Annotated in this window: 20 protein-coding genes and 1 tRNA gene; 3 read left to right on the plus strand and 18 right to left on the minus strand. The window is 65.6% G+C overall.

Translation table 11 applies throughout. The annotated features are described in order from the left end of the window. Positions 1–24: 24 nt before the first annotated feature. From BM397_RS03190 to BM397_RS03205, 4 genes are all read right to left on the minus strand, one after another. Positions 25–1,131, minus strand: coding sequence for an NUDIX domain-containing protein (locus tag BM397_RS03190; protein WP_245696002.1), 1,107 nt, complete (start codon positions 1,129–1,131; stop codon positions 25–27). 5 nt (positions 1,132–1,136) lie between these two features. Beyond that, a complete protein-coding gene (locus tag BM397_RS03195; protein ID WP_092421685.1) occupies positions 1,137–1,580 on the minus strand; it encodes a TrgA family protein in 444 nt (147 codons plus the stop codon). A 158-nt stretch (positions 1,581–1,738) separates the two neighbouring features. Further along, complete coding sequence (locus tag BM397_RS03200) at positions 1,739–3,160, minus strand: cryptochrome/photolyase family protein (protein ID WP_092421688.1); 1,422 nt, start codon at positions 3,158–3,160, stop codon at positions 1,739–1,741. Between the two features lie 218 nt (positions 3,161–3,378). Beyond that, entirely contained in the window at positions 3,379–4,578 is a 1,200-nt protein-coding gene (locus BM397_RS03205; protein WP_092421691.1) for an aminotransferase class V-fold PLP-dependent enzyme, read from the minus strand. 281 nt (positions 4,579–4,859) lie between these two features. Between BM397_RS03205 and BM397_RS03210 the strand changes: the two genes are divergently transcribed. After that, the gene (locus tag BM397_RS03210; RefSeq protein ID WP_092421694.1) at positions 4,860–5,117 is read left to right on the plus strand and encodes a YjhX family toxin; all 258 of its coding nucleotides are present in this window, start codon (positions 4,860–4,862) and stop codon (positions 5,115–5,117) included. 10 nt (positions 5,118–5,127) lie between these two features. Next, the gene (locus tag BM397_RS03215; RefSeq protein WP_092421697.1) at positions 5,128–5,628 is read left to right on the plus strand and encodes a GNAT family N-acetyltransferase; all 501 of its coding nucleotides are present in this window, start codon (positions 5,128–5,130) and stop codon (positions 5,626–5,628) included. 66 nt (positions 5,629–5,694) lie between these two features. On the opposite strand, the gene BM397_RS03220 is transcribed toward BM397_RS03215, so the two are convergent. Together BM397_RS03220 and BM397_RS03225 are read right to left on the minus strand one after the other, a co-directional pair. Further along, on the minus strand, positions 5,695–7,347 hold the full coding sequence (locus BM397_RS03220; protein ID WP_092421700.1) for a BCCT family transporter: 1,653 nt from the start codon (positions 7,345–7,347) through the stop codon (positions 5,695–5,697). A 71-nt stretch (positions 7,348–7,418) separates the two neighbouring features. Further along, positions 7,419–7,832 carry a universal stress protein gene (locus BM397_RS03225; protein ID WP_092421703.1) on the minus strand — a complete coding sequence of 138 codons (414 nt, stop codon included), beginning with the start codon at positions 7,830–7,832 and terminating at the stop codon, positions 7,419–7,421. A 585-nt stretch (positions 7,833–8,417) separates the two neighbouring features. On the opposite strand from BM397_RS03225, the gene BM397_RS03235 reads away from it, so the two are divergent. Beyond that, positions 8,418–8,494 (plus strand) — tRNA-Ile (locus BM397_RS03235). 121 nt (positions 8,495–8,615) lie between these two features. On the opposite strand, the gene BM397_RS03240 is transcribed toward BM397_RS03235, so the two are convergent. The 12 genes from BM397_RS03240 to BM397_RS03295 form a co-directional block, all read right to left on the minus strand. Beyond that, positions 8,616–8,813, minus strand: a complete 198-nt coding sequence (locus BM397_RS03240; protein WP_092421708.1) for a hypothetical protein — start codon at positions 8,811–8,813, stop codon at positions 8,616–8,618. Between the two features lie 70 nt (positions 8,814–8,883). Continuing rightward, positions 8,884–10,695: a coiled-coil domain-containing protein gene (locus BM397_RS03245; RefSeq protein ID WP_092421711.1), complete on the minus strand. Its 1,812-nt coding sequence runs from the start codon at positions 10,693–10,695 to the stop codon at positions 8,884–8,886. 2 nt (positions 10,696–10,697) lie between these two features. After that, positions 10,698–11,441, minus strand: a complete 744-nt coding sequence (locus BM397_RS03250; protein ID WP_092421714.1) for a hypothetical protein — start codon at positions 11,439–11,441, stop codon at positions 10,698–10,700. Beyond that, complete coding sequence (locus BM397_RS29215; protein WP_176806527.1) at positions 11,441–11,599, minus strand: hypothetical protein; 159 nt, start codon at positions 11,597–11,599, stop codon at positions 11,441–11,443. Before BM397_RS29215 ends, BM397_RS03250 begins: the two co-directional genes overlap by 1 nt. Positions 11,600–11,643: 44 nt before the next feature. Next, positions 11,644–11,952, minus strand: a complete 309-nt coding sequence (locus BM397_RS03260; protein ID WP_092421717.1) for a hypothetical protein — start codon at positions 11,950–11,952, stop codon at positions 11,644–11,646. Further along, entirely contained in the window at positions 11,949–12,131 is a 183-nt protein-coding gene (locus tag BM397_RS03265) for a hypothetical protein (RefSeq protein WP_092421721.1), read from the minus strand. The genes BM397_RS03260 and BM397_RS03265 overlap by 4 nt, the downstream gene beginning before the upstream one ends. Continuing rightward, positions 12,128–12,313, minus strand: coding sequence for a hypothetical protein (locus BM397_RS03270; protein WP_092421724.1), 186 nt, complete (start codon positions 12,311–12,313; stop codon positions 12,128–12,130). Before BM397_RS03270 ends, BM397_RS03265 begins: the two co-directional genes overlap by 4 nt. After that, on the minus strand, positions 12,310–12,489 hold the full coding sequence (locus BM397_RS03275; protein ID WP_092421727.1) for a hypothetical protein: 180 nt from the start codon (positions 12,487–12,489) through the stop codon (positions 12,310–12,312). Before BM397_RS03275 ends, BM397_RS03270 begins: the two co-directional genes overlap by 4 nt. After that, the gene (locus tag BM397_RS03280; protein ID WP_143187053.1) at positions 12,486–12,677 is read right to left on the minus strand and encodes a hypothetical protein; all 192 of its coding nucleotides are present in this window, start codon (positions 12,675–12,677) and stop codon (positions 12,486–12,488) included. Before BM397_RS03280 ends, BM397_RS03275 begins: the two co-directional genes overlap by 4 nt. Positions 12,678–12,706: 29 nt before the next feature. Next, positions 12,707–13,312: a hypothetical protein gene (locus BM397_RS03285; RefSeq protein WP_092421733.1), complete on the minus strand. Its 606-nt coding sequence runs from the start codon at positions 13,310–13,312 to the stop codon at positions 12,707–12,709. Beyond that, complete coding sequence (locus tag BM397_RS03290) at positions 13,309–13,584, minus strand: hypothetical protein (RefSeq protein WP_092421736.1); 276 nt, start codon at positions 13,582–13,584, stop codon at positions 13,309–13,311. Before BM397_RS03290 ends, BM397_RS03285 begins: the two co-directional genes overlap by 4 nt. Next, the gene (locus tag BM397_RS03295) at positions 13,581–14,318 is read right to left on the minus strand and encodes a hypothetical protein (RefSeq protein WP_092421739.1); all 738 of its coding nucleotides are present in this window, start codon (positions 14,316–14,318) and stop codon (positions 13,581–13,583) included. The genes BM397_RS03290 and BM397_RS03295 overlap by 4 nt, the downstream gene beginning before the upstream one ends. Between the last annotated feature and the right edge of the window lie 104 nt (positions 14,319–14,422).

The raw sequence follows: 14,422 nt of genomic DNA on the forward strand, positions 1-14,422 counted from the left end.
GTGTAGGGCGGACGCCGGGTGAACTCAAGCCGCCGAACGGAGCCGCTCACGCGCACGTGCCAGCCACAGCAGCATCATCGCCAGCGGCCCGGCATTCACCTCACCGCTTTCGACCAGCGCCATGGCCTCGTCGAAGGGCAGCACGTGGCTGCGGATGTCCTCGTCCTCGCTGTCGAGCCCGCCCAGCCCGCCGCCGTGATCGCCAAGATCGCAGAGCCCCAGGAAGCAGTGGAAGAACTCGCTGGTGTAGCCGGGCGAGGCATAGACCTTCACCATGGGCTCGAGGGTGGTCAGGTGCAGCCCGGCCTCCTCGACCGCCTCCCGGCGGGCACAGGCCTCGGGGCTCTCGCCCGCATCTACCAGCCCGGCCACCGGCTCGAGCACCCAAGGGTGGCGGTCCTCGCGCAGGATGGGGCCGTAGCGCATCTGTTCGATGAGCAGCACAAGGTCGCGCTCGGGGTCATAGGGCAATACCAGGGCCGCGTCGTAGGCGCAGAAGCCCTCACGCTTGATCACCTCTGACATGGTGCCATCGAAACGTTCGTGCTGCAGCGTGAAATCGCGCATCCGGAAGAACCCATCGTGCGCCGGGCGTTCCTCGAGAATCCGCACCGCCTCCTGGCGCGTGCGGTCCGAGCGCAGCGCGCAAGGCGTCTCACGGGCCGCGAGCTGCCGCGACCAGGCCCGCGCCGCCAGATAGGGCCGAATCTGCCGAACCACCTCGGCGGGACGCCGGCCATGGCCACGCATGATTTCCCGGGCGATCTCGCAGCCCAACTCCGCGCCTTCGGCCATCCACGCAGAGGCATCCCAGCGCGCGCCTTCGGCGGCGGCGTCGATCCGGGCCCGCACCGGCGCAGCCTCTCCCGGCAGCGCAACCTGCGAGAACTCCTCGGGCCGCCATCCGGCGAAATAGCACAGTCGCTCGACATCGGACTCGCTGGCCTCGAGGAGCAGGCCCATCGCCTCTTCCGATGGCGCCGGGCGCAATGCGGTCAGCCGGTCCGCCCCGCCTTCGGGATCGAGTACCACATGCCCCGGTAGACGCGCCGGCACCGCGCTGACCCGGTGGCCCAGCACCACCTCCAGCAGCGCGGAATGCGACAGCGTGCCGGACAGGAAAACCTTCATGGGACTCATCTCCAGTTGCGCGACACCACCTCCGCCAACATGCCGGACAGCACCGCTCCGACCACCATCAGGCCGATGAACCCTCCGTCGAGCAGATGCGCGCCGAAATCAAGGAAGAGTTGGAAAACTGCGATCACCGCCTCCATCGGGCTGCCGTAGCGGTGACGGAGCGCCAGACGAAGCATCTCGTTGATCGCCTGAGCCGTCACCCCCCAGAACACCAGCGCGGCCGTGGCGGTGATCCCGGCGGAGATGCCATTCGCCATGCCGCGGCCGACCCGCGAGCCGAGGATTCGCCATCCGGCCACCAGTCCGAGAACAATGTTTACCCACAGGAAATAGCCGAACACCGTGGTGTCCGGCATGATCGACGTCATGATGTACCGCGACCCGATCAGGGCAAGTCCGGCGAGGCAGAGGGCAGCCACGAGGCGCGCAGCGGTGGTCATCAGGTTCCTCCCCGAACACTAACCAACTGTTAACCGCCAGCTAACGTCGCCCGCGAACCGGATGCAAGGTGCCGAAGACACAAGCGGCGGCAACGTCATTGCGATGCATCAGTCTGGCCAGAAAGCGCCGCGCAAGGCGGCGTTACGCTGCCCGCGGCTCAGAAATCCCGGTCCTCATAGGCGGCAAGCGCAGCCTCGCGCCCCTCCTTGGCCGAAACAACCGGCTCCGGGTAGGGCTCCGAGCGCACCAATCCCCAGCTGCGCGGCACCGCGTCGAAATAGTCGAGCGCCGTCTGCGGCGGCCGCGCCTGCCCCTCGGCGATCCACTTGCGCCGGTAGGCCCCCTTGGGGTCGAACTTCTCGGCCTGGGTCTCGGGGTTGAAGACGCGGAAATAGGGCGCGGCATCGGGGCCGCAGCCGGCCACCCACTGCCAACCCATGGCATTGGCCGCCGGGTCCCAGTCCACGAGGCAATCGTCGAACCAGGCCTGCCCGATGCGCCAATGCACCATCAGGTGCTTGGTCAGGTAGCTCGCGACGATCATCCGGGCGCGGTTGTGCATGTAGCCCGTGACATACATCTCGCGCAGCGCCGCATCGACGACCTCCATACCGGTCCGCGCCTGCTCCCAGAGCCGCACCTCGCGCAGGCGGCGGTCCTCCTTCCAGGGAAAAGCGCGCCATTCCTCGCGCCAGTTGTCCTCGAGGATATGCGGTGTGTGCCACATGAGGTGATAGGCAAACTCGCGCCACGCCAGCTCGGCAAGGAACTTCCCGGCGCCCTTCTTGCCCTCGGCCTGCGCCCGCAGCCCGGCGTGCCAACAGCGCGCCGGGCTGATCTCGCCGAGGCTGAGGTATTCCGACATCCGAGATGTCCCCGCCACGTCGAGCCGGTCGCGCATCTCGCCGTAATCCGCCACGCCATCGCGCATGAAGGTGCCGAGCCGCGCCTGCGCCGCCGCCTCGCCCGCCGAGACGTGCCTTGCCAGGACCTCCGCGCCGCGGTTCATCGCCGCGCCGAGCGCCCAGTCCTCGAGTGCCGCGCTCTCCGGCCACTGCCCTGGCGCCCGGATATCCGACGGGGCGGCGACCGGCTCGGGCACCTCGCGGTCCTTCACCGCGCGCCAGAACGGGCTGTAGACCTTGTAGTAGGCGCCCTGCTTGGTCTCCACGCTCCAGGGCTCGAACAGCAGGTGCCCGGCGAAGCTCTCCGCCTCGATCCCCGCCTGCTTCAGGCGTGACTTCACCTCGGTGTCCCGTTCGACCGAGGCCGGATCGTAGGCGCGCTGCCAGTAGACAGCGCCGGCACCGGTCTGCCGCACCAGCTCGGGGATCACCTCCTGAGCCGGGCCTGCCCGCAGGATCAGCCGTGCGCCCTTCTCCTCCAGCGCCTCGATGAAGGTCGCCAGCCCGCGCTCCAGTCGCCATTTCGGCGCCGCCCCCAGTGCGTCCACCGTGTGATCGCGCAGGAACACCGGGATCACCGGGCCGCCCCGCGCCACCGCCGCCGTGAGCGCCGCGTGGTCCGACAGCCGCAGGTCACGCCGGACCCAGACGATGGTGGGGGTTTGATCACTCATAAGGCATCTCCTGTCTGCCACACCGATCTGATGCACGACTCGCCCGGATCAAGCAGCTTCTTCTTTCCAAAAATACGCGCGCGCCGCGCCCCACGCGGAGCACGGCGCGGGCAGAGGCGCACCCCTGCCCTTCATCGTTCCTGAAATACGCAGCCCAACGCCCAGCGGATCACACACATCAGATCCCGCCTGAGGCTCACAAGCCGGTTCCCGCGCGGTCAGAGGACCGCGTCGAGCGCTTCCAGCAGCCGGTTTACCTCGGCCTCGGATGTGTAATGGGTGAACGACAGCCGCAGCACGCCCTTCTTCGGATCGACGCCCTGCGCCTGCAACGCCCGCACCGCGTAGAAATCGCCGCCGCCCGCCATGATCCCATGCTCGGCCAGCGCAACCGCCAGCTCGAGCCCGGGCCGGGCGTGTTCGACCGCGATGGTCGGCGCACGTCGCTCGGCATCGGCGGTGCCCAGCAACCGCACCGAGTTGCGCGCGGCGAGATAGTCCAGAAGCGGCTTGGTCAGCGCCACCTCCTGCGCCCGCATCAGCGCCGCGACGCCGCGCGCGTCCACCCCGTGGTGCGCTGCCTGCGCGTCGATGTAGTCGGCCATGCCGGCGCAGGCAGCGACCTGCGCATGGTCCGGCCCTGCCGGGGTGAAGCGCTTGTAGAGCGTCTCGCCGTTGAAGTAGTGCCCCTGGTTCGGCAGCGTCTCACCGAGCGCGCGGCGAATGACCATCAGCCCCTGGTGCGGCCCGTAGGTCTTGTAGGCGGAGAAGAGGTAGATGTCGGCCCCCAGCGCCTCCACGTCCGGAAACCCGTGCGGCGCGTAGCTCACCCCGTCGACGCAGGCAAAGGCACCCGCGGCGTGGATCATGGCGCAGATCTCCGCCACCGGGTTGATCTCGCCCACCACGTTCGAGCAATGCGGGAAGCACACCAGCCGCACCTTCTCGTCGAGCAGTTCTGCCAGCGCGGCGGTGTCGAGATGCCCGGTCTCGGGGTCCATGCGCCATTCGCGCACCTCGATCCCCTCGTCCGCCAGCCGCCGCCAGGGGCCGGAGTTGGCCTCGTGGTCCTGGTCGGTGACGACGATGGCGTCTCCGGGCTTCAGGACCTGCCGGAAGGCATTGGCCAGCACGAAGGTATTGGCACTGGTCGAGGGGCCAAAGCTGAGTTCGTCGGTCTCCACCCCCAGCAGCGCCGCCATGCGTGACCGCGCCTCGTCCATCTCGGCACCGCCGTCACGGGCGGGCGCATAGGGACCGTAGGGTTGCATCTTGCGCGCGTGGTAGAAACGCGTCAGCCGGTCGATCACCGGCCCGCAGGTGTAGGACCCCCCGGCGTTTTCGAAAAAGGCCAACCCTTGCAGCGAGGGCTCGGCGAAGGCGGGAAACTGGCTGCGGGTGTACTCGATATCCAGCATTGAAGGCTCCTTGAAGTTCCGGCGCAGAAAAGCGCCGCCGCAAGGTGGGGTCAAGGCCAGCCGGCTTGCGCGAACGCGCAGCCCGTCCTAGACCTGAACCAGCACCGCGGGCGTTCTGCGGAAGCTATGGAGCGTGGATGTCAGAGCTTGTCTGATCAGGTTCCAGCACCGGTCTGCATGACCGGGTGCCGGAACCGCTGAAAACCCCGATGAACCGGCCTCCAAGAGGGGGCCGTTCTGGCGTGCTCGTCACGCCTGTGTTTTCACATCAGGCAATATCCATGAACATATCGAAACCCGAACACCGGGTTCTGCACGTGCTCGCACAGGGCGGGCGCATCTCGCACCTGCGCGAGGGCGGCAGGATCACCGAGGTGACCTGCATCACCCGGGATGGCATGATCCTCGTGAACTGCTCGCTCGAGCTGTTCCTGCGCCTCAGGCGCAAGCGGCTGATCGCCTCGAGCGCCGGCAGCGCCTATCGTATCTCCGAGCGCGGGCGGCGACTGGTCGCGGCCCGCCCCGACAACCGCATGTGAGGAGGAGCCCATGCACATCAGAACCGAAGGACCCGAGGAAGCCGCGGCGATCTCGGCGCTGACCACCCGCGCCTTCGACAGCGCCGAACATGCCGATGGCACCGAGGCCCAGATCGTCGAGCGACTTCGCGCTGCGGGCGCGCTGACCGTCTCACTGGTCGCCGAGGAGGACGGGCAGTTGCTCGGCCACGTGGCGGTCTCGCCGGTCGAGATTGGCGGTCATCACGGCTGGCATGGTCTCGGGCCGATCTCGGTCGCGCCCGAGCGGCAGCGGGCGGGCATCGGCACCGCGCTTATGCGCGCGGCGCTGACCGAGCTGCGCGCCGCCCATTGCAACGGCGTGGTGCTCGTCGGCAACCCGGCGTTCTACGGGCATTTCGGCTTCCGCCAGGCGCCGAAACTGCTGCTCGACGGCATCCCGCCCGAGGTGATCCTCGCCCTGCCCTTCGGCACCGATCTGCCCGAGGGCGCGCTGCGGTTCCACCCGGCCTTCGGGCTGGAAGAGGTGTGACCCTTCGGACCATACAAAAAGCGCGGGCCCCGAGGGGCCCGCGCCTTGATCACGCAGTGCGCCGTTTCAGAGCCGGCGCTCGGCCTGCAGGCCGCGCCAGATGGCGATGCACATCACCAGAAGCACCAGCGTGAACGGCAGGCCGGTCGAAATCACCATCGACTGCAGCGACGACAGGCCGCCCGCCGAAAGCAGCAGCACGATCGCCACCGCGCCCTCGAAACAGGCCCAGAATACGCGCTGCGGCACCGGGGCGTCGACCTTGCCGCCGGCGGTGATCGTGTCGATCACGAGGCTGCCGGAGTCCGACGAGGTGACGAAGAACACGATGACCAGCACCACCGCCAGCACCGAGGTGATCGACGACATCGGCAGACCCTCGAGCATCGCGAAGAGCGACAGCGGCGGGTTGTAGCTGTCGATGACGTTGGCCTTCACCTGGCTTGTTGCCGGATCGCTCAGCACCTGGTCGATGGCAACGCCGCCGAAGACCGCCATCCACAGCACGCAGACGAGGCTGGGGATGATCAGCACGCAGATGACGAACTCGCGCACCGTGCGGCCGCGGCTGACGCGGGCGATGAACATGCCCACGAACGGCGACCAGCTGATCCACCACGCCCAGTAGAACGAGGTCCAGCCCTGCACGAAGTCGGTGTCCTCGCGGCCCACCGGGTTCGACAGCGGCACGAGGTCTACGAGGTAGTTCCAGAGACCGCTGGCGAAGTCGCTGAAGATCATCAGCGTCGGGCCGACAAGCAGCACGAAAATCAGCAGAGCCGCGGCCAGAACCATGTTGATCTCGGACAGCACCTTCACGCCGCCGTCGAGGCCGCGCACCACCGAGACCAGAGCGATCGCGGTAATGAAGGTGATGATCAGCACCTGCATGGTCGCGCCGATCGGCAGACCGAAGACGTGGTTGAGACCGGCGTTCACCTGCTGCGCGCCGAAGCCGAGCGATGTCGCGAGCCCGAAGAGCGTCGCGAAGACCGCCAGAATGTCGATGATATGGCCCCACCAGCCCCAGACGCGCTCGCCGAGCAGCGGATAGAAGGCCGAGCGCACGGTCAGCGGCAGGCCCTTGTTGTAGGAGAAGAGCGCCAGCGCCAGCGCCATCACCGCGTAGATCGCCCAGGGGTGAAGCCCCCAGTGGAAGATCGTCGCCGCAAGCCCCATGGCCTTGGCAGCGTCCACGTTCTCGGGGATCAGGTTGCCGTCCGCATCAAAGGGCGACGGCACGCCGAGCGGCGAGCTGACCGCCATGTGGTAGACCGGCTCGAGCACGCCGAAGAACATCAGGCCGATGCCCATGCCCGCGGCAAAGAGCATGGCGAACCAGCCCGCGTATCCGTAATCCGGCGTCGCCTCGGCACCGCCAAGCCGCACCGAGCCGACCGGGGTGACGATCAGCAGCAGGCAGAAGATGACGAAGATGTTCGCCGCGCCGAGGAAGAACCAGTCGAAGGTCTTCGTGGCGAAGGAGAACAGCCAGCTGAAGATCGAGCCCGCCTGCTCAGGCAGTGCCAGCGTGTAGAACACGAAGGCGATGACCACGGCCCCGGAGATCGCGAAGACCGGGTTGTGGACGTCGAGGCCGAAGGGGCCGATCTGCGCCTCGAAGTTGTCCTGACCGATCTCGTAATCGGTTTCGATGATGTCAGCCGCGCCCTCCGGCGCGGGGATCCCCTGGTCGGTGGACTCTGGTGTGTCGCTCACGCGTGGACCCTCCTTTGTCTTATTTCAGTACTTGTTCTTGTCTTGTGTCACCGGGCCTTGCGACCGCCGGATCAGCGTACAACCATGACCGAGACCGCCGCGCGCGAGGCGATGGTGCCGCCGTTGGAGGGCCAGAAGTGGTCCGCGAGTCCGGGGATGTGGCTCGCCATGACGACCAGATCCGCATCCACCTCGGACACCGCCTTGACCAGCGCCGGATCGAGATCCACGGCCGGATCATGGCTGATGACCGGATGCGACTCGGCCTCTACCCCAGCCGCCAGCCCCTGCGCCTTGGCAAAGGCGGCGAGCTTCTCGCCATATTCGTGCGGCGTATGCGCGATCGAGGACGGCGTCGACGCCGTGACCCCCACATAGATCAACCGCGCACCGTAGTGCGCGGCAAGATCGCCCGCCACGTTCAGCGCCTTCGCAAGCCGATCCGCATGTGTCAGATCGACCGGCACCATGATGCGTTTGAACATGGGTCCCTCCGTCTTTTGCGGCCCGGGCTGACCGGGCCTGTATGATTGCTTTTTCGGGAATGAACCCTGGCCGTCGCCAGAGGAACTTCCCTTGTTCGCAGACGCCATCTACGCGGATGCCTCCGCGCACTTCAGCCTCGACTGCACTGCGTCAGCCGCCGCGCGAGGGCCGCCGGAAGACGATGACACGCGATGAGCTAGCGCACGTTCCCGTGAGGTAAAGGTGACAAACCGCAGAAAATGCAAAAAACTTGCAACGCCTGCGGGGAGAGCGAGGCGAGCGCGTCGCACATGGTCTCGTTCTGCCAACGATTGTAGCGCGCGAGGCGCATCACGTCTCCCGGGCTCATCGCCAGCTCCCCTCCGATCAGGCACACGCCCTGCGGGCCCTCCACCCGCACTCCCTCCACCCGCACAAAAGTCTGATAAGACACATCGGGCAAGTGCCGCTCCGGCCCTGCTGCACGGGCCAAGCTGGAGCGCCGCCTTGCGCAAGACTTCGAAGACACGCCCCGCTTCGGGAGCCACGGCAGGCCACGAGGCCACTTGACCGCCCCAACCGGGATGCTACTCAGGCGGAACGGTGGGCCTGTAGCTCAATTGGTTAGAGCAGGGCGCTCATAACGCCTTGGTTGCGGGTTCAAGTCCTGCCGGGCCTACCAGAACAATCCTCATAACATATTGATATTAAATAAAATTATAGCCCATTGGGTGGACACGGTAAGGGCTTCCGTGTCCAGCTTTTGCGAAATCCGCCACGGTGGCGGGTTTCAAAATGCCCGATCAGGCGCGAGCGAGCGCGTCGGCGATCAGGTCGGGATAGGGCAGGAACCACATCGCCACGATCTGGCGCTTCGTCATGAGCAAGGTCCGCACGTCCCCGGTGCTCGCAAAGGCCTGCGCCCGCATCTCGGCGAGCTTGAGCCGTTCGCGGGTGAAGGCTTCGTGATCGACGGGATGATCAATCGAGTGTAAGGTCATGGTCAGACCCTTTCTTAGCGGTTGGGTTCCATTGCACGGGCGGGGTGTCACGAGCCCCGCCCGATCTCGTTCAGCCTGATCTGCGCAGGCCGTAGTTCGCGCGCATGGTGCGGTCGAGGGCACCGCTGCCGAGCAATGATTTCATCTTCCCCTCGATGTAGAGATCGACCGTCTTACCGTCGCCGCTCTTCTCTTCCCGGACACTGACGTCGGCGTTGTTGTAGACGTTCACGGTGGTGCCGCTGCCCTGCCCCATCGAGGACGCCATGGGGATGGAGCGCTGCGGCATCACGCGAGCTAGGCCGAGCCGCTGCGGCACCGCCGGGGCAGACCTGAAAGTCGCAATGGGGGAGTCAGACAGCGTGGTGGTCGGCGTGAGCGTCGGTGTGGCGCTGAAGCCAGCGCTGGCCCCGGCGGTGGCCATCTGCAGGAGTACCTGCATGAATTGCTGCACCGCTTGGGAGATCAGGAAGTCGGCCATCTCCTTCAGGAGCCGATCCAGCATGTCGGAGAAGGCATCCCCGGCGGTCTTGCTGCCGTCGGCGATGGCGCTGAACATATCGGTAAACGCCCCGGCGATCATGTCTCCCACCGGCCCGAGTTCCTGCATCTCGGTTTCCAGCTCGATCAGCTTGGCGTTCAGTTGATCGAGACCACGATAGTAAAGCTCCTCTGCCCGTTGTGCGTCTTCGACGCTGTCGCCGTAACGCTGCCAGTCGGCAATGAGCTGGTCGATCTGGCGATGGATCGCCTCCGCCGGGGTCTCGTAGGCCGTAAGGCTCTGGACGAAGCTATCGACCTGCTGCTGGAACTCGCTGACCCCCACGGCACCCACCAGCTTCGGATTGACCTTCACCGGCACTTCCACCTCTACCTCCGGCTGCGGGGGTAGCCAGTCCTCGATGTCGAACAGGGGGCTGGAAAAGTCGGGCAGCCTGAAGTCCGCCGCTGCCGTATTCATCCGGTTGACCGCATTGGTAGCTTCATCGACCTTCGGTGCGACAGCGAGGGCAGTGAGACCGAATTTGTTCAGTTCACTGATGATCTCGCGCAGATCGCGGGGCAAGTCCTCCATCGGGACGCCCAAGTCATGGAACGTCTCCAGCAGCCGCGTATTCGCCGTCGCGGCACGATCAATGTCCCCACTGCGCAGATCGGCGATCCACTCTGTCATCGCAGTCCGGACAGCCTGCGCTTCGCTGGCCGTGAGGCTGAAGTCACTCGCCAGCCGCTGCAGGATCGGTCGCAGGTTGCGACCCGCTGCCCCTGCCTGAACGTAGGCGCTCGCGAGGTCGTCGATCTGGTCTGCGTTGTCGGCGATGAAGTCCTGCAGTCGAATGCGCTGGAGGTCCACCTGCGACAGCAGGAGGAGCTGGGCGGCATCCGCCATGTCACCATACTTCTCGGTCAGCTCATCCGCCGACAGTGAGGCTGCGGAGAGTGCGGATTCCAGATCGGAAAGGGCGGAGGCGAGCCCGTCGGTGATCTCTTCGGCGGTCTTGGTTTCCTTGAAGTAGTCCCGGATCGCCGGAATGAGCGTGGCGCCGATGGCGGCGGCGGTCACCCCGACCGCAACCCATGGGTTTCTGAACAGTCCGGCGAGCTGGGCTGCCTGCTGACCGAAAGCCCGCAGCGGGTCGATCCCGCCCGTCACCTGACTGACGAAGTCACCGATCTGAAGCCCGGTCTGGCTGGCTTGGTAACCCAGCTTGCTGAGGCTGCTGTTCGTGTTCGCCGCAGCCCTGCTGAAGGTAGAGGTCTGACCGTTGATCTGCCTGATGGAGGCGCCCATCTTGTCGGCGGCTTTCTGGAAGTCGAGCAGTTCCTGCTCGCCGATGACTTCAACTCGAATTTGGTAGCGGCTCTGGGCTTGATCGACCATGGTTACCTCCTCTTGGCTCGACCTCTGGGCTTCTTCCAGTCCCCCGGACGGGCGTCTCTGATCGCACCGAAGGCACCTCGGGGTGCAAACTCCAGCACCGGTGCCGTCCCACCCCGTCTTCCTGCCCGGATGCCCAAGGCGATGTAGCTGAACCTGATGTCAACGCTCCGACTGAAGCGACTCCTTGCCGCGTGCAGCAATGGGTAGACGATGCCGTTCCTGAGCCGTCCCCGGTAAGGCGACTCGTCGTATTTCCCCTCGGCAAAGCCTGCCTCGATGATCGCGGCGTAGCTGGTGTCGGGGATCGTCACCCATAGCTCGTCATCGGGACCGACGTTGTCGGGGGAGAGCGAGGATGCGTCCACGACGCGGCCATTCAACATCAGTGCGACGTGATCGCGGTAGTAGCCAGTATCTTCCGGTGCCCGGCGCCATAGCTGCTCCAGCGCCCAGCGCGCGGCCTTGATCACCTCCGCCACGTCGGCTCGCTCGCCCTCGACGATGATCTCGTAGGGGATGTTGAGGCGATTGAGACGGACATTGCCCAGAGTGAGGCGGGACTCGCGACCACGGGACCGAAGGGTCATGCTAAGGTCGGAACTGTCCTTCGGCAGGTCGCCCCGGTCCTGCGCCTCGTTCACCCTCGCGCGGGTATACTCCAGCGAGTAACGGCGTGCGTCGTTGATCTGCTCGCTGATCTGGAAGACTTTACTCGTATCCGGGAACGTCGCCACGATCTGCGGCATCATGGACCTCCTGTAAGAGCTGTGGCCATGGCGCCTCCGTCCATGGCCATGATGTTGCCGGACTGGCCGTCAGCCTGACGGGCCTGCCTCTCCCAGAAGGCGGCGAAGCCCAGCATCTCGCGCCACGTGATCGACTGGGCGAGCTGCCGGGGGAGCATCCCGATTTCTCCGGCCAAGCGCAGGATGCACACCTCCACCTCCGTCAGCCCGTCTTGCTCTCTGGGTGCGGAGGGGCGTTTCCCACCTCCGGCTCCTCGTTTGCGGACATGCCATTTGCCACGAGGGCGGCGCGCAGCAGCGGCTGGAAGATCGCGGCTTTCCACTCTCTCGGATCACCCAAATCCACGCCCTCCATGGAGACGGACGCTTGCACGATGGCATAGCCCCGTTCGTTCGGATCGAGGGTGCTGATATGAGCCATATCGCTCGCCATCAGTTCGCGGATAAGGAATTTGTGTCCTTGGACGGTTTCGGTTCTGTGGCTCGGCAAGAGAAAGCTCGGGGTGCTCATTGGTTCGCTCCTATGATGGGGGCAGCCGCTAGGCGGGCGGCTGCGTTGAATTGGTCTAGGGTCTTCAGAACTTTCTGCGCGTCGGCGTGGTAGCGCTCGACCATGTGGAGGGCCGCGGCCAGCTCGTAGGCCGGGAGCTGATTGAGGGGGACGATCATGCCGACAACCTTGCCAGTCATTGCATCCTCCTGCCTGAAGCCCATTCGGAGGCAACTTCCTCCGCCAGCCCTTTAAGCTCCTCCGCGATCTCCCGCAGTCGCACCTCCTGACGACTGCCCGGCGGCACGCGCTCGACAATCGCACCGCAAGCATCGCTGAGAGCTTCGCAGGCCTCTATGAAGGCATCCCCGCGCCGGATCATTGGACAGCCTCCTGTCGGTCTAGGTAATCCTCGGCCACCTGCCGGGCGATCACGAAGCCATCCTCGTCCAGCAGCTCCACCAGCGGCGTGCGGTCTCTCGCCAGCTTCAGCTTGATCTTGTAGGGCACGCTCGGCTGGAGTGCGTCGATCCGGCGCTGAAGGTCAGAGATGATCACTGTGGCCTCCTGCGCGCCACTGCGAGGGCCTTCAGGCCGTCCTTATCGAGGCCGATCCTCTGCCCTAGTTTCACGATCATCAGTAGGGTCGCATGGGCCTGAGATTCTAGGATCAATTGCTCCTTCGATCCGGGATCGACCCTATCGACGGCACGCCACAACGCGCCGAGCTGGTCGAAACCGATCAAGATGCTCTCTAGGAGCGCTGCTTCTCTGGTCATCCGCGTACCCTCCGTTCGTGCTCTGTCTTCTGCTTGATCCGGTCGATGGCACTCGGCCCCTCGACGAGCTTGGTGACGATCCTGTCGCCCTCGGAGAGGGCCTGCTGCATCGCCCGTATGGGGGCGAAGGTCTCCAGCTTCATCGGTCCTAGGTGGGTGACGTCCCAGTCCCTGCAGGCCTTTGTGAGGCGCTGCCAGCCACCGGCGCCGAGACGTTTACGTACCGCCTGTACCCCGGCAATGATCCTCGCGGACCTGATCGAGATGTCTGGCATGTTAGAGGAGCGAAGGAGGGCGACGTCCTGCTCCGAAAGATCACCAGCCTCGATCAGCGCAGGCCAGTCGCCCTTGTGCAGGAGCTGCAGCGCCTCGGGGTGCTGGGCGACGGGGCCAATGGCCGACAGACTCGCCACCTTCTGCGAGAGCCGCAGATCGTCGCGGTTCTCCTCCGGCTGGCCGATCTCGATCATGCTCGATCCCTCGCCCTCGCTGACGTGGATCGTGATCAGCGCATCGGGGTAGCGCGAGGGCTCCAGCATGGCGAGCGCGAGAGAACCGGCGATACCGTGGCCGCACTCGTGGCTGTAAAGGGTCCGGGTCATAGACGCATCTCCCCAAGCCAGTCCGGCGCGGTGCCAGAGAGGCATTTCGCCTTGCGCTCGATGCAGGCAGAGGTGGCTTCGTGAAGGGCCTTCACATTAGCATCGAGGATCATCCTCGCGGCGCCGGTGATCACGTTCTGCGCGTCAATCTGGCGCTGGACCTTGTCGAGCAGTTCGTCGGTGTGTCGGCGCTCCCGCTTGAAGACTTCGGTCACCGCGCCCATGAGCACATTGCCCTGCGCCTCCAGCTCCTTCTTCGTCACGTAGCTCATGCCCAGATAGACTCCTTCAGCTCGCGTGTGAGATGGTCACGCTCGGTCTGGCGCCGCCGTTCCTTCGCCGCGTCGATGCTGGCCTGCTGATCGGCGAGATAAGCCTTGGCCGCGTCCGGCTGCTGATACTGGGGAACGCCCTGCACCAGCTCTCGCAGCGCGGCGGGATGCGGATAGGCGAGGATCGACGCGATGGGGGCCTTGGCCTTGCGGCTGTTGCGCCGGGTGTCGGAGCGGGACGCCGCCACGGCGGTACACTGGCGCGCCGCCTCATCGAGCTTCCCGTCGAGCCGCCCGCGAGCGACATCGAGGTCATCGGCCAGCGCGGCGGCAAGTGCCCGCACCTGCTCACCCAAGGCATCGAGGTCTGGCAGGTCGATGTCGGGCGCGAGGGCACGCAGGCAGGTGGACTGACAGAAAATGGTCTCGGCGCTGGTCAACATGGTGCTGGGGGCGCCCTCGTGGATGCCACGGCTCAGGAGCTGGTCCACCGCTAGGAGTTCGTCCCTGATGGTGGCGGTCTGGTCGATCACGCTGCCGACTGATGCGAGGATGCCATGGGCCTCATCGAGGGTTGCCAGCACCACGCCCACCTCGCAGGTGCGAAGATCACTGGCGAGGCGCTGTGTGGCGCCGATGGCATGGAAAGCAACTTGAGAGGCGAGGCGGCGACTGAGCCTGATCTCGGCATCGCCGATCCTGATCGTGGGTGGGCTGATGATACGTGAAAACACCCTGCGCGCCTCCTCTGGCCTTCGCGGTCTCGCCGCGTGGGGGCAGAGTACCATCCGGAGGGCCGGTGAGTCACTAAGTCATTGTTGTCATTATAGATTATGAC

Origin of the sequence: Alloyangia pacifica (assembly GCF_900116195.1) — a bacterium.
Classification (GTDB): Bacteria; Pseudomonadota; Alphaproteobacteria; order Rhodobacterales; family Rhodobacteraceae; genus Salipiger; species Salipiger pacificus.